This is a genomic window from Paenibacillus sp. J22R3, assembly GCF_056269305.1.
In genome coordinates, this window is the sequence record NZ_JBWDNS010000004.1 from 346,383 (window position 1) to 363,818 (window position 17,436).

The window sequence follows — 17,436 nt, forward strand, 5'->3', positions numbered from 1 at the left end:
TACAAATTATATAGGATAATAACTTACATAGATATATTCGACGGGAGTAGATAGAGGTATGAAAGTGGTCATTGCACCTGATTCTTTCAAAGGCTCCGCATCGGCAAAGGAGCTGTGCAGCGCTATTGCCAGAGGCATTCGGTCCGTCATTCCGGAGGCAGAGCTGCATGAACTGCCGCTTGCCGATGGCGGAGAAGGCATCTTGGACAACCTTGTGCACGCTACCGGCGGCACACGGATAGAAGTAGCAGCGACCGACCCGCTTGGTCGCGCCATGACTGCCGCTTACGGTGTACTGGGTGACGGCGAGACGGTAATGATTGAGATGGCTCAGGCTTCGGGGCTTCCGCTGCTAACTGCGGAAGAGCGACTGCCGCTCAAGACATCAAGCCGCGGCACCGGCGAGCTGATTAAGCATGCGCTGGATCAAGGCTATCGTAAATTCATTATCGGCCTTGGCGGCAGCGCGACCAATGACGGCGGTGCAGGCATGCTGCGAGCGCTGGGGCTGCAACTGCTGGATGCGCAAGGACAGCCCCTCGCCGAAGGCGGCGGAGCGCTGAGCCAGCTAGCTGAGCTGGACGCCGCTGGGCTAGATCCGCGTCTAGCGGAAACGCGGGTTACGATCGCGAGCGACGTAACCAACACGCTATGCGGTCCGCAAGGCGCATCGGCCATCTTCGGTCCGCAGAAGGGGGCAACGCCGGGGATGGTGACCGTCCTCGATGAAGGGCTGCGCCTATTCGCCGAGCAGATCCGCGCCACGCGCGGGATTGACGTGCTGACCCTGCCCGGCGGCGGCGCGGCCGGTGGAATGGGGGCTGGCATTGCCGGATTCATGAATGCGGTGGTCCGCCCCGGCATTGAAGTGGTTATGGAAGCAAGCGGATTCGCTGCAGCCGCGAAGGATGCCGACTATATCATCACCGGTGAAGGCAAACTGGACGAGCAGACGTTAGCGGGAAAGGTAGCGGCAGGGGTGTGCAGGGCTGCAGGGCCCCTAGGCGTTCCGGTTATTATTTTGTGCGGGATGCGGGTGTTGTCGATTCATGAGCTAAGCAAGCTCGGGAAGGTGAGCGCATTCTCCATCGTCCCGGGACCATGCAGCTTAGAAGAGGCGATGGCGCATACTGCGGAGTGGGCGGAGGCCAGTGCTGCCCAGCTGTTTGCCCTACTCAAAAATTCAATTTAAAATCCTCTTCTTTTTCACATCATGTTCACAATGGCCTGTTAGACTGTGGTCAGGATCAGTGAAACAGGACAAAAGCAGGGGGGAGACCAGTTAGCATGAAGCCGTGGACCGAGTTCGAAGAAGCCATCAAGCCGCATCTCCGGCATGTGCGGACCTATTGTTATTATTTGACCGCATCCAAATGGGAATCGGAGGATCTGCTGCAGGAGGCGCTGCTTCGGGCATTCAAGCATTATCGGGATACCGGCATTCTTCGTCACCCTAGGTCGCTGCTGTACAAAATCGCCCGCAACGTGCATATTGACGCACATCGCAAACGACGCGGCATAACCGTTCCGATCGATGAGGCCCTTCAATTGCCGTATTACGATAACAACTACGCCGCTATTCGCGGGACGCTGGAGTGGGTAACCGAGCATCTGTCCGCTCGCGAGATGGAGATGCTTCTGCTGGCAGAGGTGTTCGATTATTCCTACCAGGATATTGCCGATGAGCTGCAATGTACGGTCCCTGCTGTCAAAATGGTGCTGCACCGCTCCAAATCAACACTCCGTAAGCGAGGAGCTCAGCAAGAGCCGGCGGCTGCTCCACGCAGTCGAGCCGGGAAGCGCAGAAGCGCACCCGCGCTTCCATATCTGGTAGACCGATGGACAACGGCATTGATGACCGGCGAATTATAAAGGATCAGATCAGATTTAAAAATGGGCCTCTTGGTAGAGAAGGGAGGCTCTTTTTGGCGTTTGGAGTAGTACTTTAGATTCATTCTTGCAGTCTGTAAAACAATACCATAGGACAATGGCTATATCAGCATGGTACAGTAGAGTAAACAGTAAACATTTACCTTGGAAAAAAGGGACAAGTACGACTTTTGTTGGAGGCGCTATGCGAAACTATTTGGGGAAAACCTTGAAAAAAGAAGTCGTTAATGCATTTGGCGTAACCGTGTTGCCTGCTAATATCGTGCTGGAAGAAGAGCACTTAGTCCTACTAGAAAAGCACAAAATTGAAGATATTTCCATTATTTTCGATATTGTGGAACCAGAGAAAACAGTAAAGTCGAATACCCCTCATTCCGCTGTGAGTCAGGTTACGATCCGAGCTAAGGAAATGTATGACACCATTCGGGAAACAGGCAAGGTTCCGATGGATGAGCTGCAGAACAACATTATTCCCGCTGTTAAGAGCGTGGCCAGCCATCCGAATATATTCGAGCTTTTCGAGGCGGTCAAGGCGCAGGGTGATTATACGTATCAGCACAACATCGGTGTTGGCGTGCTGGCGACGATGATCGGCAAATGGCTGAATTTTAAAGAAGACGAATTGACAGCGCTTACCCTTGCAGCAACGCTGCATGATGTAGGTAAAGTGAAAATTCCGCCGGAGATCATAAATAAACCAGGCAAGCTGACAGAGGCAGAATTCGAAGTCGTGAAGAAACATACCATTTACGGTTATGAAATATTGAAGAAAACCGAAGGCATCAGCTACCGTGCTGCGTTAGTCGCCCTCCAGCATCATGAACGCGAGGACGGCAAAGGCTACCCACTAGGCTTGACCTCGGATAAAATCGATAGCTTCAGCAAAATCGTAGCGGTGGCGGATATCTTCCATGCCATGTCCTCCGATCGGCCCTACCATAAGGCACTGCCTTTCTATGAGGTGGTTCGTCAGCTGCGCGAGGGTTATTTTGGGCAGCTTGACCCGCATATCGTGTCGGTATTCCTTGAGAATATCACGACCAAAATGATCGGCCAGAAAGTCGTCCTCACCGATGACCGAGTTGGCGAGATCGTCTTTATTAATCCGCATGACGAGGAAGCGCCGCTCGTACGCGTCGGCGAAGAATTCGTGGATTTGTCCGCGGATCGTCAGCTGCAAATTAAACAGATTATCGGATTATAGGTTCGGCAAATAGCAAGAGCAGGGTTCACGTCGTGATGTGAATGCCTGCTCTTTTTCTGTGCGGTGCGTGCGCGTGCTTTCGTTCGTTTGCGATTAGGTCCACTTGGCAGCCCATAACTTCATTTCATGCAAAATTTGATGCAGGTCGACGCCTTTAGGCGTCAGCGAATATTCTACCGTGACCGGGACGGTCGGGAATACATGGCGCTCAAGCACACCTTGTCCCTCTAAGTGACGAAGCGTACTCGTCAGCGCTCGTGGACTGACGGAAGGGATCAACCGCTGCAGCTCACCGAACCGACGCTTCTCGCAGAATAGCTCGCGAAGGACAAGAAAGGCCCATTTGCCGCCGATCACATCCAGCGTTTTCTCGATATTGCAGTCGATGACGGCGGGGACTTTGGGGATATAATTATTTGCAGACATTGTATAATCCTCCGTTATGAATTAGTTACATAAAGTATAGTATATATATTAATTATAATATAATGACAATTATTTCACTACTTTAAAATCTATAATGATATGAGTAGAATAGGGGTTACGTTAGTTTGACAGCGTATGCAGGGAACTGCAATTATCTCTGGGAGGTTGGAAAAATGGAGTTTAGAAGACTTGGCGGCAGCGGACTAAAGGTGAGTGAAGTCAGCTTGGGCAGCTGGCTTACATATGGCGGTTATGTGGAACGTGAGAATGCGGTAAAAGCAATCGAGAAGGCGTACGAGCTTGGCGTGAACTTCTTCGATACGGCGAACGTATATGAGCGTGGCGCTGCGGAAGTATTGCTCGGCGAAACGATCAAGCAGTTCCCGCGCGAATCCTATGTGCTCGCGACTAAAGCGTTCTGGCCAATGGGTGACGGTCCGAACGACCGCGGCTTGTCCCGCAAGCATGTGATCGAGCAGGCCAATGCCAGCTTGAAGCGTCTGAATACCGAGTATGTAGATATTTTCTACTGCCACCGTTATGACCAAGAGACGCCGCTGCAAGAAACGCTGCGCGCAATCGATGATTTGATCCGCTCCGGCAAGGTGCTGTACGCAGGTGTCAGCGAATGGACGGCTTCCCAGATGGCGGATGCGCTGGGTACAGCTGACCGTTACTTGCTAGACCGTATCGTTGTGAGCCAGCCGATCTACAACATGTTCGAGCGTTATATCGAGAAAGAAGTTATTCCTTACGGGGAGAAGAACGGCATTGGACAAGTGGTGTTCTCGCCGCTTGCACAAGGGCTGCTGACGGGCAAATACACATCCGCTGCAGATCTGCCGGAGGGCAGCCGCGCCTCGAAGCTCGATTGGATGCGCAAAGGCATCACCGACGAGAAGCTTGCTAAAGTACGCGCCTTGTCCGAAATCGCAGGCGAGCTGGAGATTACGACCGGCCAATTGGCCCTCGCATGGATTCTGCGCCAACCGAACGTAGCCAGCGCCCTAGTCGGCGCCAGCCGTCCGGAGCAGGTCGTCGAGAACGTAGCCGCATCCGGCATCAAGCTGTCGGAAGACGTGCTTGCACGGATCGAGACGATTCTGGGTTAGTTTAGTTTGGAGGCCGGACCGGCGTTGCTGGTCCGGCTTTTGTTTTCGTTGCCGCTCTCCTCGGTAAAATGATGCCTCATTGCTCCGATATCGCAAAGTAACCTTCTTACATGATCTCCGACGTCTATGTGGCGGTGAGAGTCGTGAAATCCGACTCTCACCGACGAAACCGGCGCTAAAAGTAGCTGAGAGTTTCAAAATCGAACTCTCAGTTACTTTTACAGCAGGTTGCGGCGCTTGCATAGTGCGAGATATCAGCTACTCTTAGCGATGAGAATGGTGTGCAGTCGGATGTGGATGTCGCAGCCGGTTGGTCTGACTCATCAGCGTTTCCCGCTGCCGATAAACTGCAGGATTGAGCGAAGCGACTGCGGGGCGACCGTGTCCAGCAGGTCGCCTTCTTTGCGGAGCCGGTCCTCGATGTTCAGCAGGTTGAAGTCGGTAATCGCGACGTTACGGCGTACTTCGTCCCAGTGGAGCGGCGTGGACACGCTGGCGGCTCGGCGGGCGCGCGGGGAGTAGGGGGCGATGATGGTTTTGCCTTGATAGTGCTGCAAATAGTCGATGTAGATCAGGTCACCGCGGTTCTTTTTCAGCCGTTCAATGGTGAATAGGCGAGGGTGCTTGTCGGAGAGAAAAGCACCGACGAATTCACCGATCTTGCGCAGCTCATCGAAGGTGAGATCCTGCACGATCGGAACGATGACCTGCACGCCTGTAGCTCCCGATGTCTTGGGTACAGAGGAGATGCCAAGCGATCGCAGCAGATCCCCAACGAGCAGAGCAGCTTCCATAATACGCGGCTCCTCTTCAAGAGTAGGATCCAGATCAAGCACCCATTCCGACGGATGCTCCGGATTACTCACGCGGTCGAAGGAAGCATGATACTCAAGACAAGCCAAATTTCCGAGCCATAGCAGCACCGGCAGCGAGGTCAGCTTCACATAGTTAATGCCCTCCCGGGTCACGGTCTCGACAAAAGCCGGTGTAGGGGAAGGGCTGTTTTTCTGATAAAAAGATTTCCCATTCACCCCATCCGGGAACCGAATGGTCGTCAGCAGCCGATCCTGGCAATGCTTCAACAGCCATGGCGACAACGCAGCAAGCCGCTGCAGAAAGATCGCCTTCGTAATGCCCATCTCCGGGAATAACAGCTTCTCAGGATTGCTGACCGTCAGCTCCTGCCCGTCAACAACAACGGTTCCTTTCACCGAGCGGCTCATGACAGCGGCTCCTTCGGCAGAAACGTGACCAGCTTCGGATGGCGGAGCTGGCCCGCTGAAGTTAGCTCAAGGCCGGAAACCCGGCACTTGAAAGGCAGCGACAGCCACTGGATCTCTTCACGGCGCAGATCCTCGGGCACTGCCGGGAACGGGCAAGCGACTACCGCCAAATGGGAATGCTGCGGCTTGAAGGTCGACGCCAGCACTCTGCGCAGCGCATCATTCAGCCCGAGCGACACGCTGCCCAGATAGTAGCCTTCATGCTCCATCACCAGACTCGCGACGATGCCGCCTCGCCATTTGAGTCCGACAATTTCGACATCAAGGACAAGGACGATCTTCTTCTTCAACCAGTCGCGATGCTTCTTGCCTTCCCGATAAGGGCTGTCCAGCCGCTTGCTGACAATCCCCTCCCATTTGTTCGTCTGCACCCAATCCCAGAGCGCAGCGCCGTCTTGAAACAGATCTGTTACGAACATACGCGGATCGTCAGATGGACATAACTCGGTAAGCCGTTGATGCCGCTCCTCATAGGGGAGATGGCGCAAATCGCCGGAAGCATCTGCAAGGATATCGAACAACACCAAGACGAGCCCGCCCCGCGAAACCGTCCCGCCACCACCGCCAGTCTCATGACCTGAATCGCCCCCCATAGACTCCGACTGCGACTGTGGTTGACGTAAGAGCCCGCGCGATCGTTCCCTCTTTAGCACATGCTGGAAATTCGGCCGCACGCCATCCCACCAGACGATTTCGCCATCCAGCAGGCATCGGCCAAGAGCCGCTGCTTTTGACTCCAGCAGCGACGTGATTTCAGGATAGATACTGTTCTTCAAATAAAGCTTGCGCGAAAATATCTCCACATGCCCATGCCCGTTCAAGCGAGCGAGGATGCGCACCCCGTCCCATTTCAGCTGATAGCCCCATTCGCTGCCGATTGGGAGCTCATCATCGGAGAGGGGGGCCATCGGCTCAACCGGTAACGGCAACGGCTGCTCATAGTGAACCTCCTGATGCAAGCTCACATCAGGAAGCGATTCCTCGGACCACGGCTGTTCCATCGCCTAGGACACCGTGTCCTTTTTCGTTTTGCGCGCACGAGGCGCTTTTACTTTGGCCACGACCTCGCTGGCTCCCTCGCCGGCACTTGCAGTACTTGCAGCCGAAGCAGCCCCACCTGCCGCCGCACCCGCAACTCCACCGGCTCCGGCGGCATTCGTGTCCAAGCCTCCGGGCGCATTCGGCGGCAGCTTAACCGCCTCCAAGCTGGCTTGCAGTGCAGCCATCAGATCAAGCACATTCGTGCGCTGCTGCTCAGGCGCAACGCGAACGTCCTCGCCGGCGATTTTGTGCTGGATGAGATCCATTAAACGCTCCCGATAGTCGTCGGTATATTTGGCAGGCTCGAATGGGGTAGAGAGCTGCTCGATCAGCATGCGCGCCATCATGAGCTCCTTCTCATTCACATTGACGGTTTCTGGCAGCCCCGGCACCTGATCGACGGAGCGAATTTCATCCGGATAGAATATCGTTTCCATCGCTAAGCAATCATCAATGATACGAATGGCTGCAAGCGAGCTTTTGGAACGAATCGAAACTTTGGCAATCCCAATCCGACCGGACTGCCGCATCGCTTCCATCAGCAGGTTATAGGCGTTGCCCCCGGCTTGATCCGGGGAGAGATAGTACGTTTTCTGAAAATAGATCGGGTCGATCTCCTCAAGCGCGACGAAATCCAGGATGGTGATCGTCTTGGTCGCATCACTGGATAACGACTCCAGCTCATCCTTCTCAAACAGGACATAGCGGCCTTTCTCATATTCATAGCCTTTGACGATGGCATCCCAATCGACCTCAACGTCGCATGTCGGGCATCTGCGAATATAGGAGATGTTGCTGCCGCAGTCAAGGTGAATCATTTTCAGAGAGATATCTTTATCCTCCGTAGCTGAAAACATTTTGACAGGCACATGCACGAGACCGAAGCTGATGGCCCCTTTCCATACCGTATGCATCTCATTTCCCCCTCACATTAAAATGGATTAAAGTCCGATACAATCATTGTTCCCCGAATGCATGAAACTAAGCTTGTTCGGGCATATTTTCGTGTAGCAAGAGCCAACATCATCATCTAAAGGAGGCGAATGGAATGGTAGAAGCGGGCAATTCCCCTACTGGGAACAGCGACGATAAGAAACATGAAGGCCGCGATGATTATTTTATGGACATTGACCGGATGGTGAATGAAGGATTAGGCGGCGGGCAAGTGACCTTGAACAACGGGTTAATTGCAGAGTCCACCACAGATACAATGGATCCTGGAAATGAATTGAGGGAATAAGCCGTGGATACGAAACGCGCAATGCAGATTTACAGCTCGAAGGATACATTTGCCGTTCATCTGGGCGATAAGCCGGTATGGATCGAAAATGTAGACGAAGAGAATGGCATGGCAACCGTTCAAGTGGGTTCAGACCCGCTTAATACGCAAACCGTTTCGGTCGACCGCTTGAAAGAAGAGGGCGACGAATAGGAAGCGGTACTAGAGCAGGGCCCTCGGACACCGACTAAACGTTGGATACCGAGGGTCTTATCATTTTTCCAAATAAATTGATTATTGTAAAAACATTCGGAATTTGACGATTTCAAGACATAACGAAATAGAAATGGCGAAAAGATGTGCTTATTCTTGGAAATCGAGCTAAATTGGGGTATAATGAATCAATAAGCTTGATTTTTAAGTTTTCATCACTAGAGGGGGGAAAGTATGGCGAAACAGCATTATAAGCTTACCAAGCTGGAGTTGCTGCTACGGATTGTATTACTTACCGTCGGTGCAGGGCTCGTTTCCGTAGCTCTTGAGATTTTTCTTGTACCAAACAACATTATTGATGGCGGAATAGTCGGTATATCCATCATTGTGGCTCATCTGACAGACTTGCCGCTCGGTCTATTTCTATTCCTGTTCAACTTGCCGTTTCTAGTCATAGGTTACAAGCAGATCGGTAAAACCTTTGCGATATCAACGCTCTACGGCGTTGTGGTCATGTCGATCGGTACGACCTTGCTTCACCCGGTCCAGGCTTTGACGTACAGTCCGTTTCTGGCACCGGTATTCGGCGGCGTTATTCTCGGCATTGGGGTCGGTTTAGTTATCCGATCAGGAGGATCGCTCGATGGTACGGAGATTATTGCGATTTTGTTTACGAAGAAAACACCGTTTTCCGTAGGCGAAATTGTCATGTTTTTCAATCTATTTATCTTGGCGAGTGCAGGTTTCGTGTTCTCGTGGGATAGCGCAATGTTCTCTCTCATCGCCTACTACATTGCCTTTAAAGTCATTGATGTGACCTTGGAGGGGATTGATCAATCGAAGTCGGTCTGGATTATTAGTAAAGAATCGAAGGAAATCGGCGATGCCATCATGAGCCGACTCGGCCGCGGCGTTACGTATTTACATGGTGAAGGAGCATTCTCCGGCGGAACGAAACGCGTGATCTTCTGCGTCATCACTCGTCTGGAAGAAGCGAAGATGAAGTCGATTGTCATGGAACTCGATCCGACAGCGTTCCTTGCGGTCGGTAACATCCATGACGTGAAGGGCGGCCGCTTCAAGAAGCGAGCCATCCACTAACCAGGCAATCAAGCAGTCTGCTCGCAGACATTCATACAGGCAAGGCTGTGCATCCAAGCATGGCCTTGCCTGCTTTTGTTGCGGGTCTTCCTGCTGACCGATATAATAGGGACAACTAACTTTGAAAATAAGGCTGCGGCCGGCAACGGGAGGCGGAGAAACTGGACGAGTTTGAGCGCATTCGCAATTGGACAGCTGACCGCCAACAGCCGTCCGTGCTCGAGAAGCAAGGCGTGGTGCTTGGCATCGGGGACGACACGGCGATTGTGGGGTTGCCGCCGGGTGAGAATGGCGGCAGCCTGGAGTGGCTGCTGGCGGTCGACACGATGGTGGAGACCGTCCATTTCAACGACGCGACGATGGGCGAGGCCGACATCGGCTGGAAGGCGCTGGCCGCGAACGTCAGCGATATCGCGGCGATGGGCGGCGTGCCTCGGCATGCGCTCGTGTCTGTGAGCGTGCCGCCGGCATGGGGGCCGGCACGTATGCGCCGGCTCTATGATGGGCTTTACGCGTGCGCCGAGCATTACGGCGTAGCGGTGGTTGGCGGCGATACGACGAGTTCGCCGCTGCACTTGGTTGTATCCGTTACGGTCGTGGGCACCGCCCCGGCCGGCAAGGCGATTCGCCGGGCCGGCGCGCAGCCCGGCGACGCCGTGTTCGTGACCGGAGCGGCGGGGATGGCCGCGGCCGGTCTGCATGCTCTGCTCGCCGCCGCGGCTGCGCGCGCGGGAGCTGCGGCACAGCCGCAGGGCGGCGGCGCGGGCTCGCCGCCGGTGGCGGCCGCGCCAGGCACGGCGGCGCTGGTGCAGGCGCACCGCCGGCCGGCGCCTTCGGTGCGCGCGGCGCTGCTGCTTGCCGCGCGCGGAACCGTGACGTCGCTGAATGACGTCAGCGACGGACTGGCCAGCGAAGCCTGGGAAATCGCCGAGGCTTCGGGCGTAACACTCGTGCTCCGCGACTCGGACTTGCCGCGCAGCGGCAGCATGACCGCTTACGCACACAGCTGCGGCGTGAATCCTTTGGAGTGGATTCTCTACGGCGGCGAAGACTACGTGCTGCTCGGCACGATCGCTGCCGCAGATGCGCGGGAAGCCAAAGCCGAACTGGCCGAAGCCGGCCTGCCGATGTTTATTATCGGCGAGGTAGAATCCGGCGGCGCAGGCGTGGAGCTGATCCGCGACCTGGATGCTAGCCGCGGCACCGGACGATATGAGGTGCTGCGGGAAGCGGTTGCTAAGCGCGGGTATAATCATTTTGGAAATTAGGAGCGGCCGAAACATGAACGAAAGCTACGAAATGATATGGACGGCAGAGAGCGAAGCGGACACGGTTCGTTTGGCGGAGAAGCTTGCGGAGCTGGCAGTTCCGGGGACGGTACTTGCGCTCGACGGTGACCTCGGGGCCGGCAAAACACGGTTCTCGAAAGCTTTTGCAGCAGGAATCGGTGTACCGGGTATTGTGAACAGTCCTACGTTTACCATTATTAAAGAATATCAAGGGGCGCAATTGCCGCTTTATCATATGGATGTGTACCGGCTCTCCGAGCAAGAAGCGGACGAGCTTGGTTTGGACGATTACTTCTTCGGTGAAGGCGTAACGATTGTCGAGTGGGCAAGCCTCATTGAAGCGCTGCTTCCGCCCGATCGGCTTCAGATGTACATCGCGCATTTGGGCGGCGAAGCGCGCCGCATTACGATTACAGGCATTGGCGCACCGTATGCGGCTTGGTGTCAACAATTACAGGCAATTGATCATAGATAGGAGCACGGAACAGATGAGTGAAAATACTACGCCGGGCAGCCGGGAAGGACAGCTGGTGCTTGCGCTGGATACATCAACCGCTTCACTTGCTGCTGCACTCGTGCGCGGAGATGAGGTGCTGCGCGACATTCAGTCGCTTGCCGAACGCAATCATTCCGTCCACACGGTGTCGGTCGTCAAGGATCTGCTTAGTGAATGCGGTATTGCACCGGAGGAGCTGGCAGGCATCGCAATCGGTCGCGGACCAGGCTCGTATACAGGGATGAGAATCGCAGTATCCGTCGGCAAAACACTAGCATGGGTATGGCAGAAACCGCTCGTTGGCGTGTCGAGCCTCGAAGCCCTCGCTTATGGAGCATGGCAGACGGGAACGGCTGACAAAGTTACCGCCAATGCATCTGCAGCGGCACGCCCGGTTTGGGTTGTGCCGATCATGGATGCGCGGCGCGGACAAGTATATACGGGGACGTTCGAGGCTTCTGATTCGGAATCTGGCAACGTTGTAGGGTCTTCGTCCTTCCCGGCAGCTTGGAAACGTCTGGCCAAAGACGGCATCCGTCTCATGCACGATTGGGTAGACCGGCTCGCTGCAAACGTTAAGGAACTGGACGCCGCTTCGAGACCCTCTGCGATTTGGATTGTCGGTGAATTACAGCTTCATGAGGCGGAAGCCGACCGATTGCGGGGCATTTGCCCCGAGGTGGAAGTCGCGGCATTCACTTATATTTTGGAGGGACGATCCGTTGCTGCGCTGGGACTTGCGCGTCTGGCAGCCGGGGAATCCGATGATGTGCATACGTTTATTCCGAACTACACGCAGTTGACGGAAGCGGAAGTGAAATTGCAGGAACGGACGGCTTCGCAGCAGCAAAGCGCGGTGGAAGGAGCGGGTAAACGTGACGGTCATTGATGTCAACCGGCTTGTTTTTCGGTTAATGACGATGAGCGATGTGAAGACGATCGTTGCTATTGAGCAAGAGAGCTTCACTTCGCCGTGGACGGAAGAAGCGTTCGTAAACGAGCTGACTAATAATCATTTTGCCCGCTATATGGTAATGGATTACGAGGGTGAAGTCATTGGCTATGGCGGTATGTGGACCATTATGGATGAGGCGCATGTGACCAATGTGGCCGTGCGGGAGCAGTATCGCGGACGTGGACTCGGCGAGATGCTGATGGTGGAGCTGCAGCGTGCGGCAGTCATGTTCGGTGCTAAGCGGATGACGCTTGAAGTGCGTGTATCCAACGAAGTGGCGCAGCGGCTGTACAGGAAACTTGGCTTTGAACCGTCCGGAGTCCGGCCCGGTTATTATTCAGACAATAAAGAGGATGCGCTCATCATGTGGGCCGAACTGCATGCCTCGGGTGAAGTGGAGAGCATGTATGACGACTACAAATGAACTGATTCTCGCCGTAGAAACGAGCTGTGATGAAACAGCCGTTGCCCTTATTCGCGGCGGCAAAGAAATTGTAACGAGTATTATTTCGAGCCAGATCGAGACCCATCAGCGGTTCGGCGGCGTTGTGCCTGAAATTGCATCCCGTAAGCATGTGGAATCGATTACGCTCATTATGGAGCAGGCGATGAAAGAGGGCGGAGCGGAGTTCCGCGACCTGTCCGCGATTGCGGTTACGCAAGGTCCGGGACTTGTCGGCGCACTGCTGGTCGGAATTGTAGCAGCTAAGAGTTTAGCGATGGCGCTTGACCTCCCTCTCATCGGCACCCATCACATTGCCGGACATATCTATGCCAACCAGCTGGTACATGAGATTGAATATCCTTGCCTTGCGCTTGTAGCGTCTGGCGGACATACGGAGCTTGTCGTGCTGGAGAGCGAAGGCGTGTTCCGAATCATCGGCAGGACTCGCGACGATGCTGTCGGCGAAGCGTATGACAAAGTCGCGCGCACGCTGAATTTTCCTTACCCCGGCGGGCCCTACATCGATAGACTCGCACAGCAGTCAGAAGAAGAGTTCCAGCTGCCACGGGCATGGCTGGAGCCGGATTCGTATGATTTCAGCTTCAGCGGATTGAAATCTGCCGTCCTTGCGGCCATTAATTCGGCCAAAATGAAAGGCGAAACGCCGCGCGAGGCTGCTCTTGCCCGCGGATTTCAAGCATCCGTCATCGACGTGCTCGTGACGAAAGCGCTTCGTGCCGTTCACGAAGTCGGCGCGAAGCAACTGCTGCTCTGCGGCGGTGTTGCCGCTAACGGCGGCTTGCGCGCTGCTTTGACGGCGCGCTGCGGGGAAGCGGGCATTCCGCTGCTTATCCCGCCGCTCAAGCTTTGCACGGACAATGCGGCGATGATCGGCGCAGCAGCGCACTTGAAGTGGAAGCGCGGCGAGTTTACGCCGCTCGACATGAAGGCGGAGCCGGGCTTGTCGCTCGAAGAATGGTCGGTTCGGAGCTAGTCGCTAACCGGTGCTGTTCGTTGTTGCGGTTGCTGCATGTACGTACACGTATGTAGTCGTATGGGGGAGCTGGTTGTCGTGAAATCAAAGTCCTATTTTGTTGGCTCGATGGTCATTGTATTCTTTGTCTTTATCTTTATCTGCGCGATGGTTGGCGGAGGGGACGAATTCTTCGGCGGCGAGCGGCTGATCCATGCTTTTGAGTGGGTGACCCGGTATATCGTACCTTGGGGAATCCTCTTGCTATTGTACAAAATCTACAAGAAGAAATAATCATACGAGGCTGTCTCAAAAACGTGCATAATACGGCGTTGAGACAGCTTTTTCGTGCACTATTGCCGAATCATGAGGGGAACCAAATACCTCTCTTGGGCCTTAACCACTACTGGCAGATCATGAACGGTACCTAGTACCTCACATTGGCCCAAAACTCCTGTTGCCCAACCATGAACGGTACCTATTACCTTGAAATCCAAGCCGAGAGTACCGAATTCGAACGCTCAGCATCCCAACTAACCCGCATTCTATCTATCCGTGCAAATGTTGCATGAAAGGCAGCATTTTACCTCTCTGATGGGCTATATTCGACCTAATGTTGCCGAAAGAGCAGCATTCTCTATGGATTCGAAGGCCAAACGAGGATAGGAGGAGAAAGTGTTGCAAAACGAGCAACAATTCCCCTCGCAAAGCTCAATTTACACAGAATTGTTGCACCAATGGCAACATTCTACCGGGTATGCATGGGCAGACTCATCTATTAGGGGATGAACGATAAGGCTGAAGTGTCATGATCATTTTTTATAAATCGAATTGACAGACGATTCCGACAGGCATATAATAAGCAACAACACTTCAAACATCTGACAAACGCGACGAACAGGAGCAGTAAAGCGTATAGCCGGGATTAGAGAGCTGCGGGTTGGTGCAACGCAGTCGAAGGCCGCTTGAACCTCGCCTGGGAGCGGATTTACGGAAATGAGCTTCGCTGTCGGCCGAAGGCCAAGGCTTACGGTATGCTCACGTACGTCTTTACGGGTTACCTCCGTGATCGGGTGCATGGCTTCGACTTCTAGAATCGTCGTCATGCTTAAGCGGGCGTTCATTGCTTCCTTACAGGAAGGAACGTCAACAAGGGTGGTACCGCGCCGGACCTAACAGTCTGTCGTCTCTTGAATAAGAGACGTCAGGCTTTTTTTGTTTTCCGAGAAGCGGTTTTGAAGAGAAATGCAGTCACTCGAAACATCTGGAATACAGACGCACATACTTGATCGACCCATAAATCAAACGCGAAGAACAGGAGCAGTAGGAACAATCCGGGAAAGCAGAGAGCTGCGGGGTGGTGCGACGCAGCCGAAGGATATCCGAAACTCGCCTGGGAGCGGAACGAGGGAATAGCGCGATACACTCGCGTATCCTACCTCAGTTACGGTTAACCACCGTCATCAGGTGCAGCAGCTTTCCGGCGTTCATGCCGGTGGCGAACCATGCTGCATAAGCGGGTCCGGCCTCGATAAGGCCGGGCAACTAGAGTGGTACCGCGGCATGCTCACGAAGCCTGTCGTCTCTTGATTCATCAGGAGACGGCGGGCTTTTTCTGTTCTCTCGAATCCAACAACCAAACCTTTAGGAGGCTAACCTTTATGACCATTAACAATCAAACCCAAACCCAATCCGGTAACAAAATCATCCGTATCTTCGACACCACCCTTCGTGACGGCGAGCAGTCACCGGGCGCAACGCTGCGTCCCGAGCAGAAAATCGTACTTGCCCGCCAGCTGGCGAAGCTTGGCGTCGACATTATCGAGCCGGGCTTCCCGATCTCGAGCCCGGGCGAATTCGCGGCGGTACAGCAAATTTCTCGTGAGCTGCAAGGGGTTGAAATCGTCGGCTTTGCCCGTGCAATCAAAGGCGATATCGATGCAGCAGTCCGCTCTACAATGGACGCAGCAAGGCGCCGGTTGCACATTTTTATATCCTCCTCGGATATCCATCTGGATTTCCAATTGAAGAAATCCCGCGAGCAGGTGCTTACTATCGCCCGCGAAATGGTTGCATACGGCAAGCAATTCGTCGATGAAATCGAATTTTCCGCAATGGATGCAAGCCGTTCGGGACGTGAATTCGTCATCGAGATGGTTGAGGCTGTCATCGCTGAAGGCGCGACCGTCATCAATCTGCCGGATACGCTTGGTTATGCCCTTCCGGAAGAGTACGGCGAGTTGTTCCGCAGCGTGAGAGCTGGGGCAAGAGGCGGGGATAAAGTGCAGTATAGCGCGCATTGCCATAATGATCTTGGTCTAGCGGTAGCCAACAGCTTAGCGGCGATTAACGCAGGGGCGACGCAGGTCGAAGTGACGGTGAACGGAATCGGCGAGCGTGCCGGAAACTGTTCGCTGGAGGAGCTTGTGATGGCGATCGAGACACGTAAATCGGCGATCGGAGCGGAAACGGGCATCGTCCAAAGCGAGATTTACGAAACGTCGCGGATGGTGAGCCGGGCGATGAACTTCCCGATTGCTTACAACAAGCCAATCGTGGGGCGGAACGCTTTTCAGCACGAGTCAGGCATCCATCAAGATGGATTGCTTAAGAACCGGAACACGTACGAAATTATGGACCCGGAAGCAATGGGCATTCCGCGCAGCATGATCGTGCTTGGCAAACATTCCGGCCGTCATGCGATCAAGCATCGTCTGGCTGACTACGGTATTGAACTGAACGACGAGCAGCTGCTGGATGTGTATAACCGTTTCATTGAGAAAGCAGATGAGATGAAAATCGTGCCTGACGATGTTCTGGTCCGGCTAGCAAGCGAATCGACAGACACGCAGCATGATCCCTATACGCTTGTTGATTTGCAGGTGCTTGCGGGGACGCAGCGTTCTCGCATCGCTTCGGTTACCATTCGTGAACGCGATTCGCAGGAAGAGCGCACGCTGACAGGAACGGGTAAAGGGCCGCTGGAAGCTGTCATTCACTGCCTGCAGCAGGCGATTCCGGTAACTGCGGAGTTCGAGGATCTGGAGCTGCATTCGATATCAACAGGCGAGGATGCACGCGGGGAAGCAATCGTCGCAATTGTGCATAACAATCGGCGGTATACGGGGACGGCTGTGCATAACGATATTATTTTGGCGGCGGCTGAGGCTTATGTGAGTGCTTGCAATCAACTGCTGATGAGTGCGCAGGATGATGCGGTGGAAGAGGAACTCATTCAGAAGAAAAGCAGCTGATTCGACGGAATTCACTTCTCAGGGTCTTAGCTGCAAGGTTTAAGGTTCGTTCGTGAGGGAGGCGGCAACAGGTGTCTATGAATGATCAAGACTGTTTTATTTGCCGAAAGCATCGTGGTGACATCCAGTCGGTTGGGAGCACGATTTATGAGGATGGGCATGTGCATGTGGGTCATATGGGGTTTCGGGGCGAAGAGCAATCCGCTTACTTAGGCTATGTCATGGTGGAAATGAAACGTCATACGCCGGGACTTGGTGATCTGTCCGTGCAGGAAGCTGCTGCAGTGGGGGTTATTGTGAACGAGGTGAGCCGAGCGCTAAAGGATGTTCTGCGTGCAGAGCATATTTACAGCTTTGTGCAAGGGGATGGCGTACCGCATTTCCATATGCACCTCATCCCGAGGTATGCAGGAACGCCGGATCCCTATCGAAATCCGATGAACCTCATAAACTGGCCGGACGCTCCACGTGGCGGAGAAGCGGAAGTCGAGAAGATTTGCTCCAAGCTGCGCGGGTATTTGCGAGCAATCTGAAG

The 17,436-nt window shown here is 54.2% G+C and carries 20 protein-coding genes; 15 read left to right on the top strand and 5 right to left on the bottom strand.

Annotated elements, in window-relative coordinates:
• Window positions 1-58: 58 nt before the first annotated feature.
• From AC0YN4_RS20315 to AC0YN4_RS20325, 3 genes are all read left to right on the top strand, one after another.
• Complete coding sequence (locus tag AC0YN4_RS20315) at window positions 59-1,192, top strand: glycerate kinase (protein WP_475783600.1); 1,134 nt, start codon at window positions 59-61, stop codon at window positions 1,190-1,192.
• A 95-nt stretch (window positions 1,193-1,287) separates the two neighbouring features.
• Window positions 1,288-1,872 carry an RNA polymerase sigma factor gene (locus AC0YN4_RS20320; RefSeq protein ID WP_475783601.1) on the top strand — a complete coding sequence of 195 codons (585 nt, stop codon included), beginning with the start codon at window positions 1,288-1,290 and terminating at the stop codon, window positions 1,870-1,872.
• Between the two features lie 202 nt (window positions 1,873-2,074).
• Window positions 2,075-3,094: an HD-GYP domain-containing protein gene (locus tag AC0YN4_RS20325; protein WP_475783602.1), complete on the top strand. Its 1,020-nt coding sequence runs from the start codon at window positions 2,075-2,077 to the stop codon at window positions 3,092-3,094.
• A 93-nt stretch (window positions 3,095-3,187) separates the two neighbouring features.
• On the opposite strand, the gene AC0YN4_RS20330 is transcribed toward AC0YN4_RS20325, so the two are convergent.
• Window positions 3,188-3,520, bottom strand: a complete 333-nt coding sequence (locus AC0YN4_RS20330) for a winged helix-turn-helix transcriptional regulator (RefSeq protein ID WP_090984234.1) — start codon at window positions 3,518-3,520, stop codon at window positions 3,188-3,190.
• Window positions 3,521-3,693: 173 nt separating this feature from the next.
• On the opposite strand from AC0YN4_RS20330, the gene AC0YN4_RS20335 reads away from it, so the two are divergent.
• Window positions 3,694-4,632, top strand: coding sequence for an aldo/keto reductase family protein (locus tag AC0YN4_RS20335; protein ID WP_475783603.1), 939 nt, complete (start codon window positions 3,694-3,696; stop codon window positions 4,630-4,632).
• 323 nt (window positions 4,633-4,955) lie between these two features.
• Here AC0YN4_RS20335 and ligD read toward each other — a convergent pair whose 3' ends face one another.
• The 3 genes from ligD to ku are packed head-to-tail and all read right to left on the bottom strand — an operon-like array spanning window position 4,956 to window position 7,870.
• Window positions 4,956-5,855 (bottom strand): non-homologous end-joining DNA ligase, encoded by a 900-nt coding sequence (gene ligD / locus AC0YN4_RS20340; protein ID WP_475836612.1) that lies wholly within the window; start codon window positions 5,853-5,855, stop codon window positions 4,956-4,958.
• Complete coding sequence (locus AC0YN4_RS20345; protein ID WP_475783605.1) at window positions 5,852-6,916, bottom strand: ATP-dependent DNA ligase; 1,065 nt, start codon at window positions 6,914-6,916, stop codon at window positions 5,852-5,854. The genes ligD and AC0YN4_RS20345 overlap by 4 nt, the downstream gene beginning before the upstream one ends.
• Before the next feature lie 3 nt (window positions 6,917-6,919).
• A complete protein-coding gene (gene ku / locus AC0YN4_RS20350; protein ID WP_475836613.1) occupies window positions 6,920-7,870 on the bottom strand; it encodes a non-homologous end joining protein Ku in 951 nt (316 codons plus the stop codon).
• A gap of 134 nt (window positions 7,871-8,004) precedes the next feature.
• Between ku and AC0YN4_RS20355 the strand changes: the two genes are divergently transcribed.
• The 9 genes from AC0YN4_RS20355 to AC0YN4_RS20395 all read left to right on the top strand — a co-directional run bounded on the left by AC0YN4_RS20355 (window position 8,005) and on the right by AC0YN4_RS20395 (window position 13,941).
• Window positions 8,005-8,196, top strand: coding sequence for a hypothetical protein (locus tag AC0YN4_RS20355; RefSeq protein ID WP_090984224.1), 192 nt, complete (start codon window positions 8,005-8,007; stop codon window positions 8,194-8,196).
• Between the two features lie 3 nt (window positions 8,197-8,199).
• Window positions 8,200-8,388: an H-type small acid-soluble spore protein gene (locus AC0YN4_RS20360; protein ID WP_475783607.1), complete on the top strand. Its 189-nt coding sequence runs from the start codon at window positions 8,200-8,202 to the stop codon at window positions 8,386-8,388.
• Between the two features lie 234 nt (window positions 8,389-8,622).
• A complete protein-coding gene (locus AC0YN4_RS20365; protein ID WP_475783608.1) occupies window positions 8,623-9,489 on the top strand; it encodes a YitT family protein in 867 nt (288 codons plus the stop codon).
• A 215-nt stretch (window positions 9,490-9,704) separates the two neighbouring features.
• Window positions 9,705-10,757 (top strand): thiamine-phosphate kinase, encoded by a 1,053-nt coding sequence (gene thiL, locus AC0YN4_RS20370; RefSeq protein WP_475836614.1) that lies wholly within the window; start codon window positions 9,705-9,707, stop codon window positions 10,755-10,757.
• 13 nt (window positions 10,758-10,770) lie between these two features.
• Window positions 10,771-11,253, top strand: a complete 483-nt coding sequence (gene tsaE / locus AC0YN4_RS20375; protein WP_475783610.1) for a tRNA (adenosine(37)-N6)-threonylcarbamoyltransferase complex ATPase subunit type 1 TsaE — start codon at window positions 10,771-10,773, stop codon at window positions 11,251-11,253.
• 13 nt (window positions 11,254-11,266) lie between these two features.
• On the top strand, window positions 11,267-12,163 hold the full coding sequence (tsaB, locus tag AC0YN4_RS20380; RefSeq protein ID WP_475783611.1) for a tRNA (adenosine(37)-N6)-threonylcarbamoyltransferase complex dimerization subunit type 1 TsaB: 897 nt from the start codon (window positions 11,267-11,269) through the stop codon (window positions 12,161-12,163).
• Window positions 12,150-12,653 (top strand): ribosomal protein S18-alanine N-acetyltransferase, encoded by a 504-nt coding sequence (rimI, locus tag AC0YN4_RS20385; RefSeq protein WP_475783612.1) that lies wholly within the window; start codon window positions 12,150-12,152, stop codon window positions 12,651-12,653. The genes tsaB and rimI overlap by 14 nt, the downstream gene beginning before the upstream one ends.
• A complete protein-coding gene (tsaD, locus tag AC0YN4_RS20390; protein WP_475836615.1) occupies window positions 12,637-13,668 on the top strand; it encodes a tRNA (adenosine(37)-N6)-threonylcarbamoyltransferase complex transferase subunit TsaD in 1,032 nt (343 codons plus the stop codon). Before rimI ends, tsaD begins: the two co-directional genes overlap by 17 nt.
• Window positions 13,669-13,746: 78 nt before the next feature.
• Window positions 13,747-13,941, top strand: coding sequence for a hypothetical protein (locus tag AC0YN4_RS20395; protein WP_475836616.1), 195 nt, complete (start codon window positions 13,747-13,749; stop codon window positions 13,939-13,941).
• Between the two features lie 518 nt (window positions 13,942-14,459).
• Here AC0YN4_RS20395 and AC0YN4_RS20400 read toward each other — a convergent pair.
• Window positions 14,460-14,753 (bottom strand): hypothetical protein, encoded by a 294-nt coding sequence (locus AC0YN4_RS20400; protein WP_475836617.1) that lies wholly within the window; start codon window positions 14,751-14,753, stop codon window positions 14,460-14,462.
• 555 nt (window positions 14,754-15,308) lie between these two features.
• On the opposite strand from AC0YN4_RS20400, the gene AC0YN4_RS20405 reads away from it, so the two are divergent.
• The gene (locus tag AC0YN4_RS20405) at window positions 15,309-16,901 is read left to right on the top strand and encodes a 2-isopropylmalate synthase (protein WP_475836618.1); all 1,593 of its coding nucleotides are present in this window, start codon (window positions 15,309-15,311) and stop codon (window positions 16,899-16,901) included.
• Between the two features lie 77 nt (window positions 16,902-16,978).
• A complete protein-coding gene (locus AC0YN4_RS20410; RefSeq protein ID WP_475836705.1) occupies window positions 16,979-17,434 on the top strand; it encodes an HIT family protein in 456 nt (151 codons plus the stop codon).
• The last annotated feature ends 2 nt before the right edge of the window (window positions 17,435-17,436 follow it).